General features: G+C 72.1%; 22 protein-coding genes and 1 pseudogene. 10 read left to right on the forward strand and 13 right to left on the reverse strand.

All coding sequences use genetic code 11. From position 1 onward, the window contains the following. Positions 1–17: 17 nt before the first annotated feature. Entirely contained in the window at positions 18–590 is a 573-nt protein-coding gene (locus tag SMIR_RS35680; RefSeq protein ID WP_248002826.1) for a TetR/AcrR family transcriptional regulator, read from the reverse strand. Between the two features lie 192 nt (positions 591–782). Between SMIR_RS35680 and SMIR_RS35685 the strand changes: the two genes are divergently transcribed. The 3 genes from SMIR_RS35685 to SMIR_RS35695 are packed head-to-tail and all read left to right on the forward strand — an operon-like array spanning position 783 to position 4,404. After that, positions 783–1,091: an SHOCT domain-containing protein gene (locus SMIR_RS35685; protein ID WP_168489582.1), complete on the forward strand. Its 309-nt coding sequence runs from the start codon at positions 783–785 to the stop codon at positions 1,089–1,091. Then, the gene (locus SMIR_RS35690; protein WP_168489581.1) at positions 1,088–1,846 is read left to right on the forward strand and encodes an ABC transporter ATP-binding protein; all 759 of its coding nucleotides are present in this window, start codon (positions 1,088–1,090) and stop codon (positions 1,844–1,846) included. The genes SMIR_RS35685 and SMIR_RS35690 overlap by 4 nt, the downstream gene beginning before the upstream one ends. Beyond that, a complete protein-coding gene (locus SMIR_RS35695) occupies positions 1,843–4,404 on the forward strand; it encodes an ABC transporter permease (protein WP_212727869.1) in 2,562 nt (853 codons plus the stop codon). The genes SMIR_RS35690 and SMIR_RS35695 overlap by 4 nt, the downstream gene beginning before the upstream one ends. A gap of 26 nt (positions 4,405–4,430) precedes the next feature. On the opposite strand, the gene SMIR_RS35700 is transcribed toward SMIR_RS35695, so the two are convergent. Then, positions 4,431–4,964 (reverse strand): ATP-binding protein, encoded by a 534-nt coding sequence (locus SMIR_RS35700; RefSeq protein ID WP_212727870.1) that lies wholly within the window; start codon positions 4,962–4,964, stop codon positions 4,431–4,433. 951 nt (positions 4,965–5,915) lie between these two features. Next, the gene (locus SMIR_RS35705) at positions 5,916–6,239 is read right to left on the reverse strand and encodes a hypothetical protein (protein ID WP_054228734.1); all 324 of its coding nucleotides are present in this window, start codon (positions 6,237–6,239) and stop codon (positions 5,916–5,918) included. Positions 6,240–6,631: 392 nt separating this feature from the next. Between SMIR_RS35705 and SMIR_RS35710 the strand changes: the two genes are divergently transcribed. Next, positions 6,632–7,756, forward strand: a complete 1,125-nt coding sequence (locus tag SMIR_RS35710; RefSeq protein WP_168489578.1) for a PLP-dependent cysteine synthase family protein — start codon at positions 6,632–6,634, stop codon at positions 7,754–7,756. Between the two features lie 127 nt (positions 7,757–7,883). Here SMIR_RS35710 and SMIR_RS35715 read toward each other — a convergent pair whose 3' ends face one another. Beyond that, positions 7,884–8,363, reverse strand: coding sequence for an SRPBCC family protein (locus SMIR_RS35715; RefSeq protein WP_212727871.1), 480 nt, complete (start codon positions 8,361–8,363; stop codon positions 7,884–7,886). Between the two features lie 59 nt (positions 8,364–8,422). Then, a complete protein-coding gene (locus SMIR_RS35720) occupies positions 8,423–9,253 on the reverse strand; it encodes a DeoR/GlpR family DNA-binding transcription regulator (protein ID WP_168489576.1) in 831 nt (276 codons plus the stop codon). Positions 9,254–9,533: 280 nt separating this feature from the next. On the opposite strand from SMIR_RS35720, the gene SMIR_RS35725 reads away from it, so the two are divergent. Beyond that, positions 9,534–11,876 (forward strand): hypothetical protein, encoded by a 2,343-nt coding sequence (locus SMIR_RS35725; RefSeq protein WP_422664485.1) that lies wholly within the window; start codon positions 9,534–9,536, stop codon positions 11,874–11,876. A 27-nt stretch (positions 11,877–11,903) separates the two neighbouring features. Here SMIR_RS35725 and SMIR_RS35730 read toward each other — a convergent pair whose 3' ends face one another. The 4 genes from SMIR_RS35730 to SMIR_RS35745 all read right to left on the reverse strand — a co-directional run bounded on the left by SMIR_RS35730 (position 11,904) and on the right by SMIR_RS35745 (position 16,601). Beyond that, on the reverse strand, positions 11,904–14,339 hold the full coding sequence (locus SMIR_RS35730) for a right-handed parallel beta-helix repeat-containing protein (protein WP_212727872.1): 2,436 nt from the start codon (positions 14,337–14,339) through the stop codon (positions 11,904–11,906). Positions 14,340–14,497: 158 nt separating this feature from the next. Further along, entirely contained in the window at positions 14,498–15,103 is a 606-nt protein-coding gene (locus SMIR_RS35735) for an Rv1733c family protein (protein ID WP_212727873.1), read from the reverse strand. Positions 15,104–15,264: 161 nt separating this feature from the next. Next, positions 15,265–16,089, reverse strand: a complete 825-nt coding sequence (locus SMIR_RS35740) for an MOSC domain-containing protein (RefSeq protein ID WP_212727874.1) — start codon at positions 16,087–16,089, stop codon at positions 15,265–15,267. Positions 16,090–16,157: 68 nt separating this feature from the next. Further along, on the reverse strand, positions 16,158–16,601 hold the full coding sequence (locus SMIR_RS35745; RefSeq protein ID WP_075025618.1) for a DUF6643 family protein: 444 nt from the start codon (positions 16,599–16,601) through the stop codon (positions 16,158–16,160). Positions 16,602–16,903: 302 nt separating this feature from the next. Here SMIR_RS35745 and SMIR_RS35750 point away from each other — a divergent pair, with 302 nt between their 5' ends. Next, a complete protein-coding gene (locus SMIR_RS35750; protein ID WP_212727875.1) occupies positions 16,904–18,316 on the forward strand; it encodes a TerD family protein in 1,413 nt (470 codons plus the stop codon). Between the two features lie 4 nt (positions 18,317–18,320). Here the strand turns inward: SMIR_RS35750 and SMIR_RS35755 are convergent, their stop codons facing one another. Then, entirely contained in the window at positions 18,321–19,496 is a 1,176-nt protein-coding gene (locus SMIR_RS35755) for a glycosyltransferase (protein WP_212727876.1), read from the reverse strand. 58 nt (positions 19,497–19,554) lie between these two features. On the opposite strand from SMIR_RS35755, the gene SMIR_RS35760 reads away from it, so the two are divergent. After that, positions 19,555–20,340, forward strand: a complete 786-nt coding sequence (locus tag SMIR_RS35760) for a glutamate racemase (RefSeq protein WP_168489571.1) — start codon at positions 19,555–19,557, stop codon at positions 20,338–20,340. 139 nt (positions 20,341–20,479) lie between these two features. After that, the gene (locus tag SMIR_RS35765; RefSeq protein ID WP_168489570.1) at positions 20,480–21,025 is read left to right on the forward strand and encodes a hypothetical protein; all 546 of its coding nucleotides are present in this window, start codon (positions 20,480–20,482) and stop codon (positions 21,023–21,025) included. A 12-nt stretch (positions 21,026–21,037) separates the two neighbouring features. On the opposite strand, the gene SMIR_RS35770 is transcribed toward SMIR_RS35765, so the two are convergent. After that, positions 21,038–22,111 carry an O-antigen ligase family protein gene (locus SMIR_RS35770; protein ID WP_212727877.1) on the reverse strand — a complete coding sequence of 358 codons (1,074 nt, stop codon included), beginning with the start codon at positions 22,109–22,111 and terminating at the stop codon, positions 21,038–21,040. A gap of 253 nt (positions 22,112–22,364) precedes the next feature. Here SMIR_RS35770 and lnt point away from each other — a divergent pair, with 253 nt between their 5' ends. Beyond that, positions 22,365–23,993: an apolipoprotein N-acyltransferase gene (gene lnt, locus SMIR_RS35775; RefSeq protein ID WP_212727878.1), complete on the forward strand. Its 1,629-nt coding sequence runs from the start codon at positions 22,365–22,367 to the stop codon at positions 23,991–23,993. Positions 23,994–24,033: 40 nt separating this feature from the next. After that, complete coding sequence (locus SMIR_RS35780) at positions 24,034–24,507, forward strand: NUDIX hydrolase (RefSeq protein WP_168489568.1); 474 nt, start codon at positions 24,034–24,036, stop codon at positions 24,505–24,507. A gap of 27 nt (positions 24,508–24,534) precedes the next feature. Here the strand turns inward: SMIR_RS35780 and SMIR_RS45010 are convergent, their stop codons facing one another. Next, positions 24,535–24,756 carry a SpoIIE family protein phosphatase gene (locus SMIR_RS45010; RefSeq protein WP_422664486.1) on the reverse strand — a complete coding sequence of 74 codons (222 nt, stop codon included), beginning with the start codon at positions 24,754–24,756 and terminating at the stop codon, positions 24,535–24,537. Between the two features lie 166 nt (positions 24,757–24,922). After that, positions 24,923–25,291 (reverse strand): annotated as a pseudogene (locus tag SMIR_RS45015) (PAS domain-containing protein); the annotation flags it as partial. Positions 25,292–25,441 lie beyond the last annotated feature (150 nt).

Genomic DNA, 25,441 nt, shown 5'->3' on the forward strand with positions numbered 1-25,441 from the left:
TCAGGCCTCAAAAGCCTTCAGCCGAGGTCCCGACGGGTGGGGGAGAGCAGGGCGAGCAGTCCGCGGACGGCCGTGTCGAAGGCGGCCGGGGAGCCGGAGGCGCGCGCGAGCACATAGCCACCCTGGATGGTCGCGAGGATCGTCGCGGCGATCTCCTCGGCGTCCAACGATGGCGCGAACTGCCCCTGTTCCTTGCCCTCTTCGACGATTTGGGCCAGTCGTTCGCGCAGCCAGTCGATCGTCTCGTCGACGGGGGCGCGCAGCTCCGCGCTGGCGATCACGTCCGGGTCCATCGTCAGCCGACCGACCGGACAGCCGCGCAGGACGTCTCGCTCCCGGCGCAGATACGCCTCGACGCGCTCGTACGGCGAACCGGGCGTGCTCAGTACGTCCTCGGCGGTAGCCCGCAGTTCCTCGGCGGTGCGTCGGATCGCGGCGAGGGCGAGATCGGGCTTGCCCTTGAAGTGGTGGTACATGCTGCCCTGTCCGGCACCCGCGTGCTCCTGGATCGCCTTGGGACTGGTGCCCACGTAACCGCGCTCCCACAACAGCTCGCGCGTGGACTCGATCAGCCGCTCCGGAGTGCTCATGAACTCACTGTACATACTAGTAGGTACAGAGTCGAGGGCAGTAGGAGCGGGCCGAGGAAGCAGGCGGTGACGCCCCGCGTACTCCCGCGGAGGTACGGGCACGGCCGCTGGCCGTACGACGACTCGGGCCCCCTCCCGGAGCGAGTCTCGACGTATCGCAACAGCTCCCACCCACCTAGGAGATGACCCGAGATGCAGACTCTGGCGAACTGGGACGGCGGCCCCGGCCCGTGGATCCTGTTCTTCCCGCTGATCTGGGCGGCCGTCGTGATCGGCGTCGTGACGGTCCTGCGCCGCACCGTGGGGCGCGGGCGCCGCGGACCGTGGCGCGCCATGGGTGACTTCGGTCCGCCCCGGGACTCCCGCCCGACGGCCGACTCGCCGATCGCGCTGCTCGGCCGCCGCTTCGCCACCGGCGAGATCGACGAGGACGAGTACTGGCGCCGGCTCTCCGTCCTGGACGAGCAGTTCGGCCGCCCGGGCAAGGGAGGAGCGGCATGACGACCGCCACCACGACGCGTCATGCCGCGGGTGTCGCCGACGCCGTCAAGGTGTACGGCAGCGGCGACACCGCCGTCAGGGCCCTGGACGGGGTGAGCGTCGGTTTCCCGGCCGGACGCTTCACCGCGATCATGGGCCCCTCGGGCTCCGGCAAGTCCACCCTGATGCACTGCGCGGCGGGCCTGGACACGCTCACCTCGGGCGCCGCGTTCATCGGAGACACCCCATTGAGCACGCTGGACGACCGCCGCCTCACCCTGCTGCGCCGCGACCGTGTCGGCTTCGTCTTCCAGGCGTTCAACCTGATCCCGACGCTGACCGTCGCCGAGAACATCACGCTGCCCCTGGACCTCGCAGGGACGAAGGGCTCCCGCGAGTGGATCGACGCGCTCGTCGACGTCGTCGGCCTGCGCGACCGGCTCCACCACCGCCCCGCCGAACTCTCCGGCGGACAGCAGCAACGCGTCGCCGTGGCCCGGGCGTTCGCCGGCCGACCCGACGTCGTCTTCGCCGACGAACCCACCGGCAACCTCGACTCCCGCTCCGGCGAGGAGGTCCTGAACCTCCTCGGCCGCGCGGTGCGCCGGATGGACCGTACGGTCGTCATGGTCACGCACGACCCGGTGGCGGCCGCACACGCCGACGAGGTCGTCTTCCTTGCCGACGGACGCCTCGTGGACCGGATGGAGTCCCCGACGGCCGACAAGGTCCTCGACCGGATGAAGGCGTTCGACGGCAAAGGAGGGCGGTCGTGAACGCCTCCGTGCGCCTGAGCGTGTCCTCCCTGCGCGCCCACAAACGCCGCTTCGCCGGTACGTTCCTTGCGGTGCTCCTCGGTGTCGCTTTCCTGGCCGGAACGCTGGTCATGGGCGACACGCTGCGGGCGAGCTTCAGCGCGTTGTTCGGCGACGCCACGAAGGGCACCGACGCGGTCGTCCGCAGCGCCGACGCCATCACGACGCCCGGTGAGAGCCAGGGCGTGCGCCAACCGGTCGACACCGCCCTGGTGCAGACCGTCGAGCGGGTTCCCGGCGTCGCGGCCGCCGCCCCCGACATCCAGGGCGCGGGCCAGCTCGTCGGCAGCGACGGCAAGCCCATCGGCGGCCAGGGCCCGCCCACCCTCGCCGGCAACTGGATCACCGACCCGAAGCTCAACCCGTACCAACTGGCTGCGGGCCACGCCCCGTCGAAGTCCGGTGAGGTCGTCGTCAACCGCGGCGCCGCGAAGAAGGGCGGCTTGAAGATCGGCGACACGACAACTCTGCGCACTCCCGATCCCGTCAAGGTGACGATCGTGGGCCTCGCGACCTTCGGCGGCGAGGACGGCATGGCGCAGGTGACGTTCACCGGGATGACGCAGGCCGACGCCGAGAAGTACCTCACCGCGAAGCCGGGCGAGGCGGCGAACATCCGGGTGCGGGCCGGCCCCGGGGTCGGTCAGGCCGAACTCGTCGCGGACCTGACTCCCGTCCTGCCCAGGGGAGTCGAGGCGATCACCGGCCAGGAGTCGGCACGGGAGAACACCGACATGATCTCCAGCCAGTTCCTGAACATCTTCACCACCTTCCTGCTCGTCTTCTCCGGCATCGCGCTGCTGGTCGCGACCTTCTCCATCCACAACACCTTCGCGATCGTCGTCGCCCAACGCACCCGTGAGAACGCCCTGTTGCGCGCCCTGGGCGCCTCCCGCCGTCAGGTCACCGTCTCGTCCCTGGTCGAGGCGAGCGTGGTCGCGGTGACCGCGTCGGCCGCCGGCCTCGCGGGCGGCATCGGGATCGCTGCCGGGCTGCAGGCGCTGTTCCCGGCCATCGGGTTTCCCTTCCCCCAGGGCGACTTGGTGATCAGCGGCCTGTCCATGCTGCTGCCGCTCGCGGTCGGCATCGTGGTCTGTCTCGGCTCCGCGCTGCTGCCCGCCGTACGAGCCGGACGCACCGCGCCGCTGGCCGCCCTGCGCGAGACGGCCGTCGACCGGTCCGCAGCCTCACGGGGGCGGGCGATCATGGGTGCGGCGCTGGCCGTAGTGGCGGTGGGCGCCACCCTGACCGGCGTACTGGTGAGCCAGTCGCTGTGGCTCGCGGGCCTCGGTGCCGTTCTCGCCCTCGCCGCCTTCGTGGTCCTCGGGCCCGTGGTGTCGTCGGCCGCCGTACGAGCCCTCGGCGCCCCACTCGACACGCTGCGCGGTGTCACCGGCGGCCTGGCCCGGCGCAACGCGCTGCGCAACCCGAAGCGGACCGCCGCCACCGCGAGCGCCCTGATGATCGGCGTCGCCGTCGTCTCGCTGTTCACGGTCTTCGGCGCCTCACTGAAGGCCACCATGGACCAGACGGTCTCCCGGTCCTTCGCGGGTGACGTCGCCGTCAGCACTCCGTCCTTCGGTGCGGGCGGCAGCGGGCTCAGCCCCAAGCTGGCTCCCGCGATCGCGCGGCAGCCGGCCGTCGAGTACGCGGTCGGCCTCGGCCGCGGGGTCGCCCAAGTCGACGGCAAGGGGCGGGCGCTGACCGTCACCGACCCGGTCACACTCGGCAAGGTGTTCGATCTCGGTGACGTACGCGGCTCCCTCGACCACCTGGGCACCGACGGCATCGCGCTCACCCGGAAGGAGGCCGACACACAGCACCTCACGACCGGTGACACCGCCCGGCTCACCTTCACCGACGGCAAACGGGAGAACTTCACGGTCCGCGCGGTCTACGGCCGCTCCGAACTCGCCGGCGACTACGTCATCACCCGCGCCGTCTGGGCCCCGCACCGCACCCAGGACTCCGACTCGCTCGTCGCCGTCACCTTCAAGAGCGGTGTCAGTGCGGCCGACGGCAAGGCGGCGGTCAAGAAGGTCGCCGCGCAGTACGGCAATCCCGAGGTGCAGACCCGCGACGAATACGCGCAGTCCTCGGCCGGCGGCATCGACATGATGCTGACCCTGGTCTACGCGCTGCTCGCACTCGCGGTGCTCATCGCCCTGCTCGGCATCGCCAACACGCTCACCCTCGCGATCCACGAGCGCACCCGTGAACTCGGTCTGCTGCGGGCGGTCGGGCAGACCCGGGCGCAACTGCGCGCCATGGTCCGCTGGGAGTCGGTCCTCGTCGCCGCCTTCGGAACGGCGGGCGGACTCGCCCTCGGTGCCTTCCTGGGCTGGGTGCTCGTCGAGGCCTCCGACGGCGCGTCGGACAGCGCCTTCGCCTTCGCGATCCCGCCCGTGCGGCTCGTCGTGGTGGCGCTCGTGGGCCTCGCGGCGGGAGCCCTCGCGGGACTGCGCCCGGCCCGGCGGGCAGCACGACTGGACGTGCTGCGCGCCATCGCCACCGAATGACGTACGAGACGGGGGTCACCGCCCGGTCAGCCGGCAACGGCGGACCGGGCGGGAGCGTGTTCGGGCCGGCGTTCGTCGAGCGGGTCGAGCGGGTCGACGGCGTGTCGGCGCGTGGTCTCGCGAGTCGATTCGTACGGCGGAAGCACGGGCTCCGCCACCGCGGGCGAGGTCGTCGGCAGGGTGAACCACACGACCTTGCCCGACTCGCCGTCCGGACGCACGCCCCAGCTCTCGCTCACCGCGGCGATCATCGCGAGACCGCGTCCGCAGGTGGCCGTGGGGTCCACGTCCTGTACCTCGGGCAGGCGGGGGTCGTGGTCGTGCACCGAGACCGTGAGCCGGTCGAGCAGCAGCTCGATCTCCACGGTGCACACCTTGTCCGGCTGGGCGTGCCGGTGGACGTTGGTCAGCAGCTCGGTCACTCCGAGCGCGGCCCGGTCTATCAAGGGGTCCTGATGCCAGTAGCGCAACTGCGCAGAAAGGATTCTGCGGACCTGGCCGATCCGCGACGGCAGGGCTTGGAGCTCCACCGTGCAATGCCTGCTTGGCTGGCTGATCACGGCTGCGACTCCCCGAATTGAGGTCCGGAAGAAGACGGAGATCGGATCCAGCAGAGTGGCTGAGTGGAACGGCCGCCTGCTGCGGTGACCGGCGGGCTGATTCGTAGCGTTATCGCCGGTGAACCCAGAGTGATGATGTGAGAACAGCGTGACTCAGGGGGTGCGGTCCTGCAACTCGCGGCGCGGTCCGCTCCGGCCCGAGCCGTCGCGGGGCGGGGGTCTTGCCTGAGCGGCGGCGTCCGGCGGCCCGGCGTTCATCGTTCACCGCCGCGGGCTGCGGGTGGATCGCTCACGCGCCGACCGGCACTGGCTGCGAACGGGGGTCTCCGCGTCGAGGGCGCCGATCCGGGACCGGGTTCCCCTCGGCCGCGGCCGACCGAGGCCCCCGGCACCGCCCCTGGCGGGACGCGCCCCGGAGTCTCCACCTCGGACCATGCCCGGCCACAAGCCCGCCAGGGTTCGGTCACCGACCGCCGCCGAGTGCGAGCCGTTGACTCCCACGTCGGCTCCCACGTCGGGTTTCGCCGGACGTGAGTTCGGGCTGTGCCTTCGGTTCTCGTCGACCGAGGGGTCGCGAGCGCGGGGCTCCCGGTCCGGGGATCGTCGGCTGCGAGCCCAGACCTTGTCGGACGGCTGTGGTCGGCTGTGGTGAGGGCGTTCGTGCCGGACGCCGACGGTGGGACGTCCGAGGTTTGCCCGGCCGCCGTCGCCGGTTGCGCGCCGGGTCTGCTCGGGCAGGCGACCGGGGAGTGCGGGCCCGGGTCCCGCGTGCCGACCGCCGCGGGCCGCGAGCGTCGCTGGTCGCGCGCTCGGGGGTACCCGGTAGGCGGCCGTTGGCCGGGGGTCGAAGGCCTGCGCGCAGGGCGTCGCCGGTCGCGAGTCGTGGGTGCCTGTGTCGGCCCTTGCCGGTGGCGAACCGAAGGCTCCCGTGTCGGTTGCCGCGCGGCCGACTCAGCCGTTGCGCCCCGCCGCCCTGCGAACCGCCTCTATGAACCGGCGCGCCGAGGGCGGCCCCGGCTTGCCCGGCGCGGGGTCGTGCTCGCCGAGCGTGAGTGAATAGCGGGTGCCGTTGACGTCGGCCAACGCCCGGTCCTCGGGCGCGAACCACGGCTTCGACGCCCGCACCGCCTGCACCGGCGCACTGTCGATCTCGCTGCCGTAACTCGTCAGCAACTCCAGCCTGCCGTCGCTGATCCGGACCTGTCCGGCCCGGGTGAGCGACCGCAGCCTCTTCCCGATCCGCACGCCCGTGGCCGTGAACTCCGGCTCCGCCATGATGCTCCGCCCCCTTGTGCGCGTCGGCTGTGCTCTGTCCCGCATCGCTCTGTCCCGCGTCCCGGCCCCGGATCCCGCGCGGGTCGAGCTCCGGTGTGCGCGACCGCTCCGGGGTGTCATCCCGCGCGGCGCGGTCGGACGCGGGCCGCGTCCCCTGCCGTGCAGTCTGCCCGCAGGCAGCGGCGAGCACCAGTGCGCATGACGAGGTGACGGCGGGGACGGGAGCACTCGCCCGGGTGCGCCCCCCGTCGCTTCGGACACCCCTGCTCCAGGGGTGCCTTTGAGGTGCTCAAAGGTGTGTTTATGCAGGTGAGAAGCGTGCGCAAGGTGTTTATGATCGAGGCGTCCGACCATCTGAACCGGCGTCGGCGCGATGCGTAAGGAGCCCCGCCGTGAGCACCCCTCAGCAGATCCGGACCGGCGAAACCCTCGACGTCGACCACAGCGACGCGCGGTACCGGACCTGGCTCAAAGAAGCCGTCCGCAAGGTCCAGGCCGACGCGAACCGCTCGGCGGACACCCACCTGCTGCGCTTCCCGCTGCCCGAGGCGTGGGGTATCGATCTCTACCTCAAGGACGAGTCGACCCACCCCACCGGCAGCCTCAAGCACCGCCTCGCCCGCTCACTCTTCCTGTACGGGCTCTGCAATGGCTGGATCCGGCCGGGCCGACCGGTGATCGAGGCGTCCAGCGGCTCGACCGCGGTCTCCGAGGCGTACTTCGCGAAGCTGATCGGCGTGCCCTTCATCGCGGTCATGCCGCGCACCACCAGCGCCGAGAAGTGCCGTCTGATCGAGTTCCACGGCGGGCAGTGCCACTTCGTGGACGACTCCCGCAGGATGTACGAGGAGTCCGCCGCCCTCGCGGTCGAGACCGGCGGCCACTACATGGACCAGTTCACCTACGCGGAACGGGCCACGGACTGGCGCGGCAACAACAACATCGCCGAATCCATCTTCCGCCAGCTGGAGTTGGAGCGTTTCCCGGAGCCCGCGTGGATCGTCGCCACGGCCGGCACCGGCGGCACCTCGGCCACCCTCGCGCGCTACGTCCACTACATGCAGGCCGACACCCGCATCTGCGTCGCCGACCCGGAGAACTCGTGTTTCTTCGAGGGCTGGACCACCGGCGATCCGGACGTCACCTGCGACTGCGGCTCACGTATCGAGGGCATCGGCAGGCCCCGTATGGAGCCGAGCTTCGTGCCGGGCGCGATCGACCGGATGATGAAGGTGCCGGACGCCGCGAGCGTGGCGGCCGTGCGGGCACTGGAACAGGCCATCGGCCGCAAGGCGGGCGGCTCGACCGGCACCGGGCTGTGGAGCGCGCTGAAGATCGTCGCCGAGATGGTCACCGAGGGGCGCAAGGGGAGCGTGGTGACGCTGCTCTGCGACCCGGGGGACCGCTATCTCGACAAGTACTACTCGGACGCGTGGCTGGCCGAACAGGGGCTGGACATCGCGCCCTACACCACGGCGATCGCGGCCCTGCTCCAGACGGGCGTCTGGCCGGACTGACCGCCTGGGCGCGGCTCTTGGGGCGCGTCCACGGGCGGACCCAGGGCCTGTCGTTCGGATCAGGTCCGGGCCACTGATCAAGCACCGTCGCCTGAAACGACCCGATCCAAACGACAGGCCCCAGCCGTCACGCGTGAGTCGACGTCAGCCGTCGGTCCAGCGCCGTCACCGCCTGGCGGAACGCGCGGCCAAGACCCGCCCGGCCCAGCTTCAGGGCCAGCCGGAACGGGGCCGCGCCGTCGGCGGCGAAGGTCCACTGGACGCGGGTGCCCTTCCCGGCCGGAGCCAGCCGCCACTCCTCGAGCAGGGCCCGGGGTCCGGGCGCGTTCGTGACGTCCACCCGGTACGCGTACACCTCGGGGGCCTCGGCCACGAGGACCGTCTCCTGGAAGCGCGTACCGCCCCGGAGCCGGACCTCCCGCCCGGCGCCGTCCCCGGTCGGCCGGGCGAGCGTCACCGCCGAGAACCACTCGCTCCAGCCGGGCACGTCCTCGGCCAGCGCGTGGAAGACCACCTCGGGAGGGGCTGCCACCTCGCGGGCGAACACCAGACGCAGGGGAGCGGTCGCGGCGAAGTCGAGTTCCACCGGGCGCAGACGGCGTGCCATGGACGAAACCCCCACCTGGGATCGGAGCCGCGGGCAGCGTCACCTTAGCTGGCGGACCGTCAGATGTCTGTACCGTCCTCGGGCTCTCCGGCCACCACCAGGCGCCGCAGGTGCTCGGAGACCTCCGCCCGCGCCTCGGCCGGCAGCCCGGCGTCGGTGACCAGCGTGTCGACCTGGTCCAGCGCGGCGAACGAACTCAGCCCCACCGTGCCCCACTTGGTGTGGTCGGCGACCACGACGACCCGCCGTGCGGACTGCACCAGCCGCCGGTTGGTCTCGGCCTCCGCCAGGTTCGGCGTCGACAGGCCCGCCTCGACCGATATCCCGTGCACCCCGAGGAACAGCACGTCGAAGTGGAGCGCCGCGATGGCCTGGTCGGCCACGGGGCCGACCAGCGAGTCGGACGGGGTGCGCACCCCGCCCGTCAGCACGACCGTGGCCGCGCCCTGCCGCTGGCCGGAGAGGCGCTGCGCCGAGTGGAAGACATCGGCGACCCGCACCGAGTTGGTGACCACGGTCAGGTCCGGCACGTCAAGGAGCTGATGGGCCAGCGCGTACGTCGTCGTACCGCCCGAGAGCGCGATCGCCGTGCCCGGCGCGACCAGCTCGGCGGCGGCCCGCGCGATGTCCTCCTTGGCGGTCAGCTCCAGACCCGACTTGGCCTCGAAACCCGGCTCGTGCGTACTCGCCTCGACCAGCGGCACCGCGCCGCCGTGCACCTTCTCCACCACGCCCTGGCGGGCGAGCGCGTCGAGGTCACGACGGACCGTCATGTCGGAGACGCCGAGCTTGCGGGTCAGCTCGTTCACCCGGACGCCGCCCCGGCGCCGTACCTCGTCGAGAATCAGGGCGCGACGCTGCTCCGCGAGAAGGTTCTGATTCTCACTCACGTCCGCTCCGATCCTCGCGCCACAAGCTGCCCGCCACTCCGTCCGAACCCACTCCCACGTGGACATTCTCCTTGTCCTAGGCCTGGAGGACGACCCATCCTCGCACGGGTCACCGACACGTGCGCCACTCCCCGCAAGGACACCGTGTCCCGCCCGTCGCGTCACTGTCACACGTATCGGGGAGATTCCGTGACCACAGGTGCGCGCGCACCCCTGAGCGGAGATCCTTGTGCCTGCACATGACACATGCCAGACGCGCGCACGGGGGAAGTGCAGAAAAGTGGAACGTGCACGGGAACACGCCTCGGCGGGAGAGATCAGCGGCCCCGCACAGCGGCTCGAAGCGGCCGATACCGCCCTCGAACTCCTGGTTCACGGAGTCGGCGGCACCACGCCCGAGGAGATGCTCGACGATCCGCGGACGGTCCGGATCAGCGGCGACGACACCGCGGCCGTGTACCGGCGCGTCGACGACGCCGACGCGGAGCGGCGCCCCGAGGACTACCGGGGCAAACCGGTCCCCGAGGCCTATGTGTGGTGCAACCTCACCTCAGGCAACGGCACCCGGGCCCTGTGGCTGTTGCTGCTGCCCTTCATGGTCGTCAACCTCGCGCACTGGATGCGTCCCGCCACCCGCGGCCGCACCCGGACGGTCCGCCTGTACGGCCTGCTCGTCCGGCTCGCCGGGCTCACCCTCACCGTGTTGCTGGTCGCCGCGGCCTGCGAGGTCGCCCTCGACCTGACCGCCTGGCAGTGCGCGGGCACCCGCGCGTGTGCCGAGGCGCACTCCTGGCTGGGCTTCCTCTCCCCGGACCTGTCCGACAACGGCTGGTGGAGCCGGCCCGGTCGCCGCCTCGCCCTGGCGGGACTGGTGCCCGCGGGTCTCACCTGCCTGCTCTGGTACCTCTCGCACCGCACCTGGAGCGCGTACGAGTCCCAGCAGCCCGTGTCCCGCAGGCCCGAGCCCGCCGAGGAGACCGGTCGCACCGGGCTCGGCAGGCCCGGCTTCTGGTACGGGCGCCGTCTGGTGGCCCGGCTGCGCGCCGCGCACACCGCGGCGGGACTCCTCACCGTCACCGCCGCCGTCGGCGGCCCCGCGGCCCGCTTCGACCAGGAGACCGGGGGACCCGCCGTGCTCGGGATCCTCGGCCTGCTGCTGTACGCATCGCTCGTCGTGGGCGCCGTCGTGGTGCTGTGGGTGGTCTGCCGGCGCGGGCGCAGCGAACACCGGCTGGACCAGGAACTGGACGCCACCCTGGTGCGTCTGCTGCCGCTGGGCTCGATCGTCCTGTTCGCCCTGACCCTGCCGTACGCCGGATGGTCACGGCCCGGCTGGCACTCGACGGGGCGGCTGCCGGGCGACGCGACCTTCGGAGGCATCGCCCTCGCCCAGGGAGTGCTCGTCATCGCGCTCGGCGTGGTGGCCCGCGTTCTGTACCGCACCCGGCCCGACCCGCGCACCGCCCTGCGTGGTCTGGCCGGACCCGCCGTCGCGATGCTTGCCTGCGCCCTGGGCGGGGTGATGTCCGGCGGAGTCGCCCAGCGCGTCGCCGACTGGCTGGACGGCACGCACGGCTCGCTGCCCGGCCCGCCCGTCCTGCTGACCTGGCAGGCGTCCGTGATCCCGCCGACGCTCCTCGTGCTCCTCGGCCTGTGCGGCCGACTGGCCCTGCGCACCTGGCGGTTGCGCGGCCTCGAGGCGCGCGAGGTGGAACTCGACTACCGGGGCGAGGCCAAGGACACCACCCGCACCGGCCGTATCGCGAGCACACGCGCGATGGCCACCCTCACCGACCGGGCGCCCCTCATGGTCGGCGTGATCTCGTTCGTGACCCTGCTCCTCGGTGCCGGAGCCCTGGTGGGCGTCCTGGCCACCGGTCACGCCCCGGCGGAGGCCGCGCGAGGGTCGTACGCCTTCGTCCGAGGCGCCGCCGAAACCGCGCAGGCGCTCGGGTCCTGGCTGATCGGCCTCGGCTTCATACTTCTCGTCACCTCGGGGCGGCGCGCCTACAAGGACCCGGCGGCCCGCCGCACCATCGGCATCCTCTGGGACGTCGGCACCTTCTGGCCGCGCGCCGCCCACCCCTTCGCGCCGCCCTGCTACGCCGAGCGTGCCGTGCCCGACCTGACGTGGCGCATGGTCACCTGGACCCGCGCCACCGGCGGGCGCCTGGTGCTCTCCGGGCACTCCCAGGGCAGTGTGCTGGCCGCCGCCGCGGCCTGGCAGCTGAAACCCTCTGTACGCAGGCGGGTCGCGCTGCTCACCTACGGCTCACCCCTGGAACGGCTCTACGGGCGCTGGTTCCCCGCGCACTTCGGCCCGGCCGCCCTCACCTCCCTGCACCGGGAGGTCGACTGCTGGCGCAACCTGTACCGCCTCACCGACCCCATCGGCGGCCCCGTTCGGCTGCCCGGCGACTGCGGCCCCCAGGTCGACCGCGCGCCACTGAAGGACCCGCTCGCCTACGGACGCACCCAGGAGCATCCGCTGCCCGCGCCGATCCTCGGACACGGGGACTACCAGGCGGACCCGGCTTTCGCCGAGGAACGCGAACGGCTGCTGGCGCGGCTGCGGCCGGAGGCGGTACCGGGCCCCCGCCCCGACGGCGACGCCACGACCTGAGGGCGACCACCCGTCCACGGGCGAGACTCAGGGCAGCTCCGGCAGGTCCTCCGGATAGAGCAGGGTGAGGTCGTCCGTGCTCGGCTCCTCGAGCTGGGCGACCCGCCCCGCGTGCCGCTCGACCATCGCCTCGAAGGTCTGCCGCGCGGTGCGGCCGTTGCCGAACGCCGGGCCCTTGGGGATGGCCGTGAAGTACTTCAACAGCGCCTCGGGCGCGCCGGGCGCCAGGCTGTACTCGTGCTCCTCGGCCTGCTGCTCCACGATCCGCAGCAGTTCCTCGGGGAGGTAGTCGCTGAAGGTGATGGTCCGTGAGAAGCGGGACGCCACACCGGGGTTGACGGTGAGGAAGCGCTCCATCTCGGCCGTGTAGCCCGCGACGATCACGACGACGGCGTCCCGGTGATCCTCCATCAGCTTCACGAGCGTGTCGATGGCCTCACGGCCGAAGTCGCGGCCAGAGTCCTCCGGCGACAGCGCGTACGCCTCGTCGATGAACAGGACACCGCCGCGCGCCCGGTCGAACGCCTCCTGGGTGCGGATCGCCGTGGAGCCGATGTGCTCGCCCACCAGGTCGACGCGGGACACCTCGATCAGGTGCCCCTGCTCCAGGACACCGAGCGAGGCCAGGATCTCCCCGTACAGCCGGGCGACCGTCGTCTTGCCGGTGCCGGGGGAGCCGGTGAAGACCAGGTGGCGGCGGGCGGAGGCCGCCTTGAGGCCCGCCTGCTGTCTGCGGCGGCCCACCTCGATCATGTCGGTGAGGGCGCGCACCTCGCGCTTGACGCTCTCCAGGCCCACCAGCCCGTCGAGTTCACCGAGGACGACCTTCGATGTACGGGCCGGCTGCGCGGGCTCGGACTCCGAGGCGGTGACGAGCGGTTCCTGCTCGGTGGTGCGCTGGCCCGGGATCGCGCCGAGCAGGCTCGTGGACGGGTTGGACGTCTGCACGGCCGTCTCGTGCGCCAGGGGGCGCACTCCGGCGCTCTCGTCGCTCGTGCAGTCCTCGACGACCGGGCCGCCGCCCGGGGTGTTGCCGCCGTCGGCGAACTCGTAACCCCCGCGTGCGCAGCGCTCCGTACGGCACTTCTTCAGCGTCGCCCGACAGCCGTCGATGACATGGAAGCCGTAGCCCCCGCTGCCCGTCACCCGGCAGTTGTGGAAGCTGCCGCGGCCACCCGCCGACACGTAGAAACCGGCCTCCGCGGGGGAGTCGACCGTGCAGCGCTCGATGGTGGGGTCGGCGCCCTTGGTGACGATCACGCCGGTCTGGGTGCCGTCCACGGTGCAGCCGGACAGGGTGCCGCCGCTTCCGTGGTCACGGAACCAGGCGCCCGTCGCGGCGTCGCGGATGCGGCAGTCGTCGAGCTGCGCGGTCGCGCCGTCGCTCACCGAGACGGCGGTGTTGCGCACTTGGGAGAGGTCGCTGTCGACGACGTCCACGCGTGAACCGCGGTCGAGGACGAACAGGGCGTCGGGCACGTCGTGCACCCGGCAGGACTCGAGCACCGCGGTCGCGCCGTCGCTGACCCACACCGCGGGGTAGTCGCCCGTGCTGTCGAAGATCTCGCACTGGTTGGCGTCCACGCGTGTGCCCGGGTCCCAGACCGACAGGCCGTTGCGCCCGAACTGCCGGACGGTGGTGCGGGTCAGGGTGAGGACCGAGCGGGAACGCAGGTCCACCGCGTTCTCCGGGATGTCGTGGATGCGGCAGTCGGCGAGCGTGAGTACGGCGTCCGTGTCCAGGGTGACGCCGTCCGACGTCGTGCGGTGCACATCGCAGTCGGTGAGATGGGCCGCGGCGCGCGCGGTGATCTGCACACCGGAGCCCTTGACCTCGTACACCTCGCAGCCGACCGCCTCCAGCGAGGAGTTCTCGCCGGTCACCGACAGGCCCGCGCCGGAGGCGTGGTGCACCCGGCAGCGCTCCAGACGGGGATGCGCGCCACCGCGGACCGTGATGCCGGACTGTCCGGCCGCGACGACCTCGCACTCCTCGAACACGCCACCGCCGCCGTCGAGTACGGCGATGCCGATGCCGGCCGGATTGTCGACCGTGCAGCGCCGCACGGTCGGACGGGCGCCGCCTCGCACCTCGATGCCGGCTGCGGAGCGCGTGACGATCCGCACGTCGAGGAGCTCCGGGGTGCCCTCCTCGACGAGCAGCGCGGGCGCCGCCGAGTCCTGGCCCTCCACGTGCAGGTCCTGGACCACGGCTGAGGCGCGCACGGTCAGCGGCACACCGTCCACCGGCGCGATGCGCACGGAGCCAGGGGAGCCCTCCGGGCCGCGCAGCGTCACCGCGCGCTGGACCACGAGATTCTCCCGGTAGGTGCCGGGTGCGACGGTGAGCACGTCCCCGTCGGCCGCGGCCTCCAGGGCGGCGGCCAGCGATGCGTACTCTCCTGTGCGGCGCCGCCACCGCGAGGTGCCGGTGTGCGTCACCTGGACCGTGCCCTGTGCCATGGCGCTGTTGTGCCCCCACCTCGTCGTACGCGGGTCCTGCGAGGCCGTGCTGAAACCCCGTCGCGATCAAGAACAGCTTCTCACGACGGCGCCGAACGATTCGGTCGGTCCACCGTAGCGTGCGCGGGCACGGTGGGTTGACCGGAGCCGGAAGGCGGTCAGCTGCCGGTGCCCGTCCTGCCCCAGTCCGGACCCGCCCTGTCCCATGCCTGATCCCAACGGGCGTACCGGCGAAGGGTCATGCGCCACACGATCAGACGTCTGCCGCTGTCGAGGAGCCCGGCGGTGAGCAGGGCCGCGCCGATGCCCGCCAGCACGGCGTGCGTCGTCGCGGTGGCCGAATCCAGCGGGCGGGCGACCATGTCACCGTGCTCGTCGGTCCAGAGGGTGAAGTGGTCGCCCTTGTGCGGTGATTTGAGGGCGGCTATCACCTTGCCGTGATGCGCCGTGCCGTCCGGAGCGGTCCAGTCGGCGAGCACACGGCTGTGCGGATCCTGCGCCGACGAGGCCTCGGGATCGGGGTCCAGCGGGGCCCGGTCCGCCTTGCCGACCACGGTGGCCGTCACTTCGTGGCGGGCCAGGTGCTGGTCCCGAACGGCCTGTTGGAGGGCGTCCTGCGCCGTCGCTCCGGTGAGGGCGCCGAGCAGGGGTGCGAGGGTGAGGATCAGCAGGACGGTCAGCAGGGCCAGCCACGCCTCGATCAGATCGGTCGTGCGGCGCAGCGGATTGTGCCGCCAACGCCAGAGTCCGCCGATAGCTCGCACCGTCCCGCACCCCCATTCGCCTCCGTGATAACCCCCGGCGGAGCCGTTCATATGCGAGCCCCGGGAAAGAGAGAGCGAAATCACCCTTCCCACGGGTCTTTCATGAACTTCTCACGCAGTCTCAACGACCGTGCCCGGGGCCCGGGTTCCCTGCGGGCGGGTCATTCGAGGACCGTGACCGGATCGCCGATCCGCACCGTGCCGCGGGACTCCGGCACCAGGTTCTGTCCGAAGACGAGCTGGGAGCCGAAACGACGGTGGCGTCCGAGCGTGCGCAGCGGCTCCTTGCCGCGCCGGGCGGTGTCCTGGTCGGTGGTGGTCACGACGCAGCGGCCGCACATCTTGGGCACCCGGAAGCCGACCTCGCCGATGGCGATCCGCCGCCAGCCGTCCTCGGCCCATGCCGTCGTGCCCGCCACCACCACGTTCGGCCGGAAACGGTTCATCGGGAGGGGGCCCTCGTCGGCGCGGTCGCCCCGCGCGATCAAGGAGTTGAGCGCGTCCAGCGAGGCGAGGGTGGTGACCAGCAGGGGGTAGCCGTCGGCGAAGCTGACGGTCTCGCCCGGACGTGCGTAGTCCGGGTCCACCGGCCTGCGTGTGGCGGGATCGTCCATGTGGAGGAGACGCACCTCGGTCCCCAGATAGTCACTGCACCAAGCGTGCGCGCCCGCGTCGGCGAGGACCGCCTCCACCTTGTCGCCGAAGAGATCCAGCGGCGTCGTGCCGGCCGGCTGGGGCACGAGGACGGTCAGTGGCTCACGGCCGGGTGCGGACAGACGTATGCCGCCGCCGGGCAGCAGCTCGGCGGCGGCCAGTGCCAGCCGTGGTTGCTGACGCTGGGTGACGACCTTTCCCCCGTCGTCGATCAGTACCCAGCGTCGGTCTCCGGCCAGCCCCCAGGGCTCCACGACGGCCTCCCGGAGCGAGAGAGCCCGGAATGCCTTGACCGGATGGACATGGATCGAGTGCAGCTCCGCATTCCCCATGACTCCATCGTGCCATCGGGCACCGACATTCCGGTCCGAATGCCGTGGTGCCCGCGTACCTCAGCCCCTCAGTACCCGCGGTACTGCTGGTTGTTGTACGGGTCCTGGTAGGGAGCCGGGGCGGGGCGGGGGGCCGCCGGGCGCATCGCCTCGTAGCCGGTGCCGGCCGCCATCGGGCGCTGCGGCTGCTGCTGGGGTCCCGGATAGCCGCGCGGGGCGCCGGCCTGCTGCGGGATGTACGGCGCCGGGGCCTGCTGCAGCGGTGCGGGCTGCTGGGCCTGCGGGTAGCCGCCGTACATGGGGGCCTGCTGCGAGGGCCCGGCGGGCAGGGCGGGAAGTGCCGAGGGGAGCGCGGGAAGGTAGCTGCTGCCCGTGTCGTAGGCGGCGGGAACCCTGATCGGGGCGATCTGGGGAGTGCCCCGCTCGGCGACCAGGGAGTCGTAGATCGGGGTGTCCGGGAAGGACGGCGCGGAGTAGTAACCGCCGCCATAGGTGGAGCGGGGGGAGGTCATGGCACATAAGTTAAGCCCACGATGTGCTGGTTGGGGAGACCGATAAGAGGGTTGTTTTCCGTGTCGGCAGTGACGCGGGATCCCCAATGCGAGCGAACTCGGCAAAAAAGGGCGTCAAGCAGGGTTCAGATCGTGTAAAGGCCGAGTTCCGAGGGGGTTACCGGTGGTTGGCCAGCAGTCTTCGAGGTCCCTCGTGCGATCTTCCGGAGTACCTCACAGGAGTTCGCCGCTTTGGGGGAATAGGTTGGTCGGGAAAGGGCCCGAGGGACGGCCGGAGGCGCGGCCTGGCGCGGTGACACGTGATGGGGGCGGACATGACAATGCCTAAAGGTTCGAATGTTCCTGTGCCGACGCGTGCGTTGCGCGTCGAAATGGGGTGGCGTTCGGGGCCCGGAGTGCCCGACGCGGATGCCTCCGCACTGTTGCTGGTCTCCGGAAAAGTCCGCTCCGACGGCGACTTCGTGTTCTACAACCAGCCGGCACACCCCTCCGGCGCCGTGCGGCACGAGGGCAAGCGGGGCGACGGCGGTCAGGTGACCGACACACTGTTCGTCGACCTCGCGCGCGTGGAGGGCGCGATCGAGACCGTGGTGCTGGCCGCCTCCGCGGACGGCGGCACCTTCGGGCAGGTGCCCGGTCTGTACATCCGCGTGCTCGACGCGGGGCAGGGCACGGAGATCGCGCGCTTCGACAGCAAGGACGCGACCGTCGAGACCGCCTTCGTGCTCGGCGAGTTCTACCGGCGCCAGGGTGCCTGGAAGTTCCGCGCGGTCGGACAGGGTTACAGCAGCGGACTGGAAGGGCTGGCGAAGGACTACGGAATCACGGTGGACGAGCCGCAGCACGCGCCGCCACCCCCGCCCGCGCCGCCCGCCACCGCGCGGATCGCCCCCGTACCCCATGCCCCCGCATCGCCTGGCCCCACACCCCCCGCCGCCATGCCGCCCGCGCCCGGTACACGTGTGGCCGGTCCGCCACCGGTCGGGCCGCCGGTGAACATGCCCCCGCCGGTCGCCCCGCCCGTCACCGTGTCGCCCCCCACCATCGCTCCGCCGCCCGCCCGGCCCGGGGCCCCGGTCCGCCTCTCCAAGGTCACGCTCACCAAGGAGGCGCCCTCGGTCTCGCTGACCAAGCAGGGCGGCACGTCCGGCGCCATGCGCGTCAACCTCAACTGGCAGGTCCGCAAGCAGTTCTCGGGGTGGGGCAGCAAACGGGGCCGGGCCGTCGCGGCGCACAGGGACCTCGATCTCGACCTCTGCGCCCTGTACGAGCTGTCCGACGGCCGTAAGGGAGTCGTCCAGGCGCTCGGCAACGCCTTCGGGGCGCTGCACCAGCCGCCGTACATCCACCTCGACGGCGACGATCGCACCGGTGCCGTGGCGAGCGGCGAGAACCTCACCGTCAACCTCGACCACAAGCAGAGTTTCCGGCGCATCCTCATCTTCGTCACCATCTACGAAGGGGCACGTTCGTTCGCCGACCTGCACGCCACGGTCACCCTGCAACCGCTGAACGGTGCCCCCGTCGACTTCTCGCTCGACGAGTGCACAGTGCCCTCGACGGTCTGCGCCCTGGCCCTCATCACCAACAACGGCGGCGACCTGATCGTCCAGCGTGAAGCCCGCTACCTCGTCCCCGAGCGCGGCGTGAGCCCGCAGCGCACGGTGGACCGCGTCTACGGGTGGGGCATGAACTGGACCCCCGGCAGGAAGTGACCGGTCAGCGCTCGTCGAGCGCGGTGTCCGGGCGCGCGTAGGTGCGGCCCTTCCAGGCCGCGCCCCGCCCCCGGTAGTGCTGCACCGCGGAATCGACCGTCATGAGGAGGTACAGGAACGCGGTCAGGGGCAGGGACGCGGCGAGCCACAGGGGCTGCCGGTAGTAGCGCAGCATCGGCAGATACGTCGCCGTCATCAGCAGCCACGCGAGTCCTCCGGCCGCCGCGATCCGCGTATGCCCGGAGAAGAGACCTGTGAAGAGGGCGACCGGCGGTACCAGGTACACCACGGCGAGGCCGAAGACCGTACCGAGGAGCAGCAGCGGGTGGTGCCGCAGCTGGGCGTACGCGCTGCGCGAGACCATGCGCCACAGGTCGTGCAGCCGGGGATAGGGACGCACGCTGTCGACCCGCTCGGCCAGCCCCAGCCAGATGTGCCCCCCGCTCCCCTTGACCGCCCTCGCGAGCGCCACGTCGTCGATGACGGCGTGGCGGATGGCGTCCGGAATCCGCGCCCGCTCCGCGGCGTCCGCGCGCAGCAGTACGCAGCCGCCCGCCGCGGCCGCCGTCCGCGAGCCCTTCACCGCGATCCACCGGAAGGGATAGAGCTGTGCGAAGAAGTAGACGAAGGCGGGGACGACGAGCCGCTCCCACACGCTCTCCACCCGCAGCCGGGCCATCTGCGAGACCAGGTCGAAGCCGCCGGTGCGCGCCGCGGCGACCAGCGTCCGCAGGCTGTCCGGCGCGTGCGCGATGTCCGCGTCCGTCAGCAGCAGGTATTCGGGGCCACGCGCCTGTGCCAGTCCGATGCCGTGACGCACGGCCCAGAGCTTGCCGGTCCAGCCCGCGGGCGGTTCCCCGGGCGAGCCGACGGTGAGCGGCAGCCCGCCGTGCGTACGGGCCAGCTCGCGGGCCAGCTCCCCGGTGCCGTCCGCGCTGCCGTCGTCGACGAGGAAGACCTCGGCCCGCCCCGGATAGTCCTGGGCGAGCAGCGAGGGCAGGCTCTCGGGCAGCACGGCGGCCTCGTCGCGTGCCGGTACGACGATGCAGACGGACGGCCAGTCGTCCGGTTCCCGACGCGGGGGCAGCCGCAGATCCGTACGCCAGAAGAAGCCCTGGCCGAGCAGCAGCCACAGCCAGGCGGCCAGTGATCCCACGGTGATCCACGCGACGGCACTCACCCGCCGCAGTCTGCCCCACCCCGGGGGTCCGCCGAGGCGGATCGTCTATGGTGACCGGGTGAAGATCGCGCTCATGGACTCCGGAATCGGACTGCTCGCTGCTGCCGCCGCGGTACGTCGACTGCGGCCCGACGCCGATCTCGTACTCTCCTCGGACCCCGGCAGCATGCCCTGGGGACCGCGTACGCCCGAGGACGTGACCGCCCGCGCCCTCGCCGTCGCCGAGGCCGCCGCGCAGCACCGTCCCGACGCCCTGATCGTCGCCTGCAACACCGCCTCCGTACGAGCCCTGCCGGCGCTGCGGGCCCGGCTGGAGCCGGAGGTGCCCGTCATCGGCACGGTCCCGGCGATCAAGCCGGCCGCGGCCGGTGGGGGACCCGTAGCGATCTGGGCCACGCCCGCCACCACCGGCAGCCCCTATCAGCGCGGGCTCATCGGCGAGTTCGCGGACGGGGTGTCCGTGACCGAAGTGGCCTGCCCCGGGCTCGCCGACGCCGTGGAGCACGGTGACCAGGAGGGCATCGACGCCGCGATCGCCGCGGCGGCCGGGCGCACCCCCGGCAATGTAAGGGCCGTCGTCCTCGGCTGCACCCATTACGAGCTGGTCGCCGAACGCATCCGTACGGCCGTGCAGCAGCCCGGCCTCCCGCCGCTCGCGCTGCATGGCTCCGCCGGGGCGGTCGCCGCGCAGGCACTGCGCAGGATCGGCGAGCTCCCGGACCCGTCGGCCCCCGCCGAGGGCTCCCTCACCGTGCTCCTCACCGGCAGCGAGGGCGGTCTGTCGACGACCGCGCTGGCGTACGAGGAAGGCCGCCTTCTTCAGGCGGTCAGCACCGTCCGCTGAGCCTGTCGCCGGGCGGAGGCCTCCGAACGGCGACCGCCCGTCACCGCCCGAGCGCCCTGCGTGCGCCGCGCGCCCACCCGGAGCAGTGCCCCTCCGCGACCCGGTGCCCGCGGTGCGGAACCTGAGTAGTCTCGTAAACATGAGGGACCATTCCCGCGGCGAAAACTTCTCGCACCCTGATGTCTGGACCGGGCGTGCGACCAATCGCGTCCAGTGGCTGCCCGCCATAGGCGGGGCCGCCTGCATCGCGCTGGGCGTCGAACTGGCCGTCGACTCGACGTGGACGTCGGGTGTCGCGGCGCTCGCCATGTCCGTTGTCGGGTGCATCGCGGCGGGACTGCTCATCATTTTCGGCACGCTCGCCTTCGTGCACGTCGCCGTGAAGGTCGACAAGGACTGCCTCGAGGTGCGCTGCGGCCACATCGGTCTGCCCCGCCGACGTATTCCGCTCTCGAGTGTCGTCGGCGCCGACTTCGCCCCCCGGGTCACCCCGCGGCAGTGGGGCGGCTGGGGCTATCGCTGGCGTCCCGACAAGGGCACCGCGGTCATCGTCCGGCGCGGCGAGGGCGTGGTGCTCAGACTCGGCGACGGACACACGTTCACCATCACGGTGGACAACGCGGAGGCGATGGTCCGGATCATCCGGGACCGGCTGCGGCCGGCCACGCCCGGCGCGGTCATCTGACCTACGCGCGGTTCACGGATCCAGCCGGTTCCTCAGGGGTTGGTCTCCCGCGTTCAGGACGCTCTCCAGGTCCTCGTCGACCAGGGGCCGTGCCGAAGCGATCCCCGCGAGCAGCCCCGCACCTGCCGTCACCGTGGTGAAGCTCAGCGCGTTGCCCAGCGAGGCGATCACGGCCAGCGCCGTGAGGGCCGCGCCCGCCGTCAGCGCGATCGTCGTGGACCGCGGCGAACGCCACAGTGAATAAAGGACCCAGCAGAAGACCGCGGCGAGCAGCGCGACGCCGACCAGACCCTGCTCGGCCGCCTGCTGCCACGGTGCCGAGTGGGGCTTGCCGTCGGGCAGCAGCGACTGGGTGGCCGTCGGGCTGAGTTCCCCGTACCGCCCCGGCCCCACGCCCAGGGCGGGATGGTGTCCGGCCAGGTGGAGCGCGTCGCGCCAGAGCAGGATCCGGTGCTCGGTGAGCTGCCCCTCCAGGGAGGCGGTCAGACCGTCCGGAAGCACGTTCTCCGCGATCGCCCAGGTCGTGCCCGCCACCAGCGCCGCGGTGAGAGCGAGACCCCCGAGTCCGAGGGCGCGGCGGCGCACGCGGTCGGCGGCGAGCGAGCACAGCAGCACTCCGGCGCCGGCGGCGCATCCCGTGGTCGAGCCGAGCACCGCCGCGCTCACCACGATCCCGACGGCGAGCAGACGCAGCGCGAGCCGCTGGGCCGGCCTGCGTGCCGCCCAGGCCGCGCAGCACGCCGCACCGGTGGACAGGGCGAGCAGCGCGGCCGTGGCGCCGCCGTGCCCGAGCGGCGCCGTGAGCTGTGGGCCCGGGGTGGTGTGCGCGGCGGTCAGCGCGAGGCCCAGTCCGGCGAGGGCCCCGGCACCCGGCGCCGCGACCGGCAGGAGAGCGCCGAGGATCCGGCCCGACGCGTACCCCGCGGCCACGGCGAGCACGGCCAGGAGCACGCCCTCGGGCCGCCCGTCGTGCGCGGTCGCCGTGAGCAGGGCCCACGCCGCGCAGGCCCCGAGCACGATCACTCCCGTGGCGTCCGAAACGTTTCGTCTCTCGCCTTCGGCCGCCGAACCGGCCGCGGACCTCATCCCCGTGGACCCCACCCCGTCGCCCCCCGACCTGTGCCGGACCCCGACCGACACGGCCGCATCCGGCCGCACGTCAGAGGCTCGGGCACACCGTAACGGCTGTTGCGCCGGTTTGTGGATGAGTTGCGCAGGAACGGTGCATCAGGCGGGCATGCGACGGTCTGTGGAGCGGACGGACCGCCCCCGGGCGTCGGGAGGTTCATGGTGCGGACCGTGCTGTCGGCGCCCAGGTCACGCGCCGTACACTCCCCGAGTGACCGCCACCGCAACTTCCGTAGACGAGCCGGATCAGCTCGAACCCCAGGCCGCGCCCGCATCGCGCGGGGCCAGACTGGCTCGGCGATACGCTCCGGCCGCCGCCGCGGCGCTCTCCGGAGTGCTGCTCTACGTCAGTTTCCCGCCGCGCACCGTCTCGTGGCTGGCCCTGCCGGCCTTCGCGGTCCTCGGTTGGCTTCTGCGCGGTCGCTCCTGGAAGGCGGGCCTCGGGCTCGGCTATCTGTTCGGCCTCGGCTTCCTGCTGCCGCTGCTCGTGTGGACCGGTGTCGAGGTCGGCCCCGGCCCGTGGCTGGCACTCGTGGCCGTAGAAGCGGTGTATGTGGCGCTCGTCGGCGCGGGCATCACCCTCGTCTCCCGGCTGCCCGGCTGGCCGCTGTGGGCGGCGGCGGTCTGGATCGCGGGCGAGGCGGCACGCGCGCGTGCGCCGTTCGGCGGCTTCCCCTGGGGCAAGATCGCCTTCGGCCAGGCGGACGGCATCTTCCTTCCGCTGGCCGCGGTGGGCGGTACTCCGGTGCTCGGCTTCGCGGTCGTGCTCTGCGGCTTCGGGCTGTACGAGGTCGTACGCCAGGTCGTCGAGGGCCGGCGCACCGGTGCCGTACGCCGAGGGGCCGCCGCGGCGGCGCTGCTCAGCGTGGCCGTCCCCGTGGGCGGGGCGCTCGCCGCGCGGTCGCTGGTGAGCGACAAGGCCGAGAACGGCACGGCGACCGTCGCCGTCATCCAGGGCAATGTGCCGCGTGCGGGGCTCGACTTCAACTCCCAGCGGCGCGCCGTGCTCGACTACCACGCACGGGAGACCGAGCGGCTGGCCGCCGAGGTCAAGGCGGGCAAGGTCGCCCGGCCGGACTTCGTGCTGTGGCCGGAGAACTCCTCCGACGTCGACCCCTTCACCAGCGCCGACGCCCGCCTCGTGATCGACAACGCCGCCAAGGCCATCGGCGCGCCCATCTCGGTCGGCGGCGTCGTCGAGCGCGACGGCAAGCTCTACAACGAGCAGATCCTGTGGGACCCGGTCAAGGGCCCCCTCGACACGTACGACAAGCGACAGGTCCAGCCCTTCGGCGAGTACCTTCCGCTGCGTTCCCTGCTCGGCGCGATCAACAAGAACTGGACCTCGATGGTCCGCCAGGACTTCAGCCGGGGCCACAAGCCGGGCGTGTTCACCATGGACGGCTCCAGGGTCGGACTCGTCACCTGCTACGAGGCCGCCTTCGACTGGGCAGTGCGCAGCACCGTGACCGACGGCGCGCAGCTGATCTCGGTGCCGAGCAACAACGCGACCTTCGACCGCAGCGAGATGACCTACCAGCAGCTCGCCATGTCCCGCGTCCGCGCCGTCGAGCACAGCCGGACCGTCACGGTTCCGGTGACCAGCGGCGTCAGCGCCGTGATCATGCCGGACGGGAGGATCACCCAGCGGACCGGGATGTTTGTGGCGGACTCCCTGGTCCAGAAGGTGCCGCTGCGTTCCTCCGAGACCCCCGCCACGCGGCTCGGCATCCTGCCGGAGATGCTGCTGGTGGCGGTCGCGGTGGGCGGTCTCGGCTGGGCGGGTACGACGGTGGTCCGCGGGCGCCGCAACGGCGCCGTTCCGGGCGATCTTGCCTGACCTCGGCCGGGTGCCGGAATCCGGCCGTTAGGGTCGGTCCATGGCTACCCCTGACTTCATCCGCACCATCCGGGCCTCGGCCGGCCACCAGCTGCTCTGGCTCCCCGGAGTCAGCGCCATCGTCCTCGACGACGAGGGCAGAGTGCTCCTGGGCCGGCGCACCGACACCCGGAAGTGGTCGATCATCGGCGGCATTCCGGACCCGGGCGAGCAGCCCGCGGCCTGCGCCGTGCGGGAGGTCTTCGAGGAGACCAACGTGCACTGCGTCGTCGAGCGCGTGGTGCTGGTCCAGGCCCTGGAGCGGGTCACCTACGAGAACGGCGACACCTGCCAGTTCATGGACACCACGTTCCGGTGCCGGGCCGTCGGCGGCGAGGCGAGGGTCAACGACGACGAGTCGCTGGACGTCGGCTGGTTCGCGGTCGACGCCCTGCCCGAGCTGAACGAGTTCGGGATGTTCCGGATCAAGCAGGCCCTGTCGGACGCGCCCACGTGGTTCGACCCCACGACCTGAGCACGGGCGCACCGGGGACCGGACGGCTCACAGCCGGATGACGACGAGCGCGGTGTCGTCGTCGGGGCCGCGCTGAGGCGCGGGGACGAGATCGGCGAGCACGGCGTCGGCGAGGGGCTCGGGGCCGAGCAGATGATGGTGTTCGACGCTGTGGGCGAGGCGGTCCAGACCGGCGTAGATGTCCTCGCCCCGGCGCTCGATCAGACCGTCGGTGTAGAGGACGAGGGTGCTGCCGGGACGGTAGCCCACCGTCGCCTCGCAGCGGGGAGGAGCGGTTCAGCAGATCGGCGGTCATCGCGTCCTCGGCGGTGAGGGGCAGTTCCGGTGCGGCGCCGAGCGCCCGCCGTGCGCGTATCAGCGCGGTGACCTCCTCGACGCGGTGGACGATGAGTGACACCCGGCCCTCGGCGTCGAGGAGAGGGATGTTGACGGGGCTCCAGTAACGCTCCTCGAACACGCCGGGCCGGTCGGGCACCTCCACGGAGTACTTCTGCAGGGTCATGGTGTCCGGCCCGCCGGTGGCCGGCACCCGCTCCAGCGAGGCGCGCACCGCCTGGGGACCACTGGCCCGGGAGCCGGAGGGGTTGTCGGGGAACACGTCGAAGACGCACCGGCCGAGCAGTTCCGCGAGGCTCCGTCCGGAGACCCTCGCATAGGCCCGATCGGCGTCGACCGGCACCATGTCCGGCGTGAGCAGCAACACGTGACTGGGCAGGGCCTGGAAGACCTCCGCGTAGTCGATGCCCCTGCCGCGTCTTCCGGCCGGCGCATCACTGTCACTCATGTCCCATGTCTACTCCGCCCCCTCGTCCGATGCGACACGGTGACCGTTTCCCGCCCGACCGAGTGCACGGCTCGTGGCCGGGCCTTCTGGCAGAGTGCGATGTTCGGAAGGATGATGGAGGAAAGGTCGCAGCCCCCAACAGGGCCGTGC

The sequence above is a fragment of the Streptomyces mirabilis genome (assembly GCF_018310535.1).
Classification (GTDB): domain Bacteria; phylum Actinomycetota; class Actinomycetes; order Streptomycetales; family Streptomycetaceae; genus Streptomyces.

What these genes read in the sequence shown, in the direction of transcription:
- SMIR_RS35680 (WP_248002826.1), bottom strand. Translation starts at nt 590, where the DNA reads ATGAGCACTCCGGAGCGGCTGATCGAGTCCACGCGCGAGCTGTTGTGG.
- SMIR_RS35685 (WP_168489582.1), top strand. Translation starts at nt 783, where the DNA reads ATGCAGACTCTGGCGAACTGGGACGGCGGCCCCGGCCCGTGGATCCTG.
- SMIR_RS35690 (WP_168489581.1), top strand. Translation starts at nt 1,088, where the DNA reads ATGACGACCGCCACCACGACGCGTCATGCCGCGGGTGTCGCCGACGCC.
- SMIR_RS35705 (WP_054228734.1), bottom strand. Translation starts at nt 6,239, where the DNA reads ATGGCGGAGCCGGAGTTCACGGCCACGGGCGTGCGGATCGGGAAGAGG.
- SMIR_RS35715 (WP_212727871.1), bottom strand. Translation starts at nt 8,363, where the DNA reads ATGGCACGCCGTCTGCGCCCGGTGGAACTCGACTTCGCCGCGACCGCT.
- SMIR_RS35730 (WP_212727872.1), bottom strand. Translation starts at nt 14,339, where the DNA reads ATGGCACAGGGCACGGTCCAGGTGACGCACACCGGCACCTCGCGGTGG.
- SMIR_RS35740 (WP_212727874.1), bottom strand. Translation starts at nt 16,089, where the DNA reads ATGGGGAATGCGGAGCTGCACTCGATCCATGTCCATCCGGTCAAGGCA.
- SMIR_RS35745 (WP_075025618.1), bottom strand. Translation starts at nt 16,601, where the DNA reads ATGACCTCCCCCCGCTCCACCTATGGCGGCGGTTACTACTCCGCGCCG.
- SMIR_RS35750 (WP_212727875.1), top strand. Translation starts at nt 16,904, where the DNA reads ATGGGGGCGGACATGACAATGCCTAAAGGTTCGAATGTTCCTGTGCCG.
- SMIR_RS35765 (WP_168489570.1), top strand. Translation starts at nt 20,480, where the DNA reads ATGAGGGACCATTCCCGCGGCGAAAACTTCTCGCACCCTGATGTCTGG.
- SMIR_RS35770 (WP_212727877.1), bottom strand. Translation starts at nt 22,111, where the DNA reads ATGAGGTCCGCGGCCGGTTCGGCGGCCGAAGGCGAGAGACGAAACGTT.
- SMIR_RS35780 (WP_168489568.1), top strand. Translation starts at nt 24,034, where the DNA reads ATGGCTACCCCTGACTTCATCCGCACCATCCGGGCCTCGGCCGGCCAC.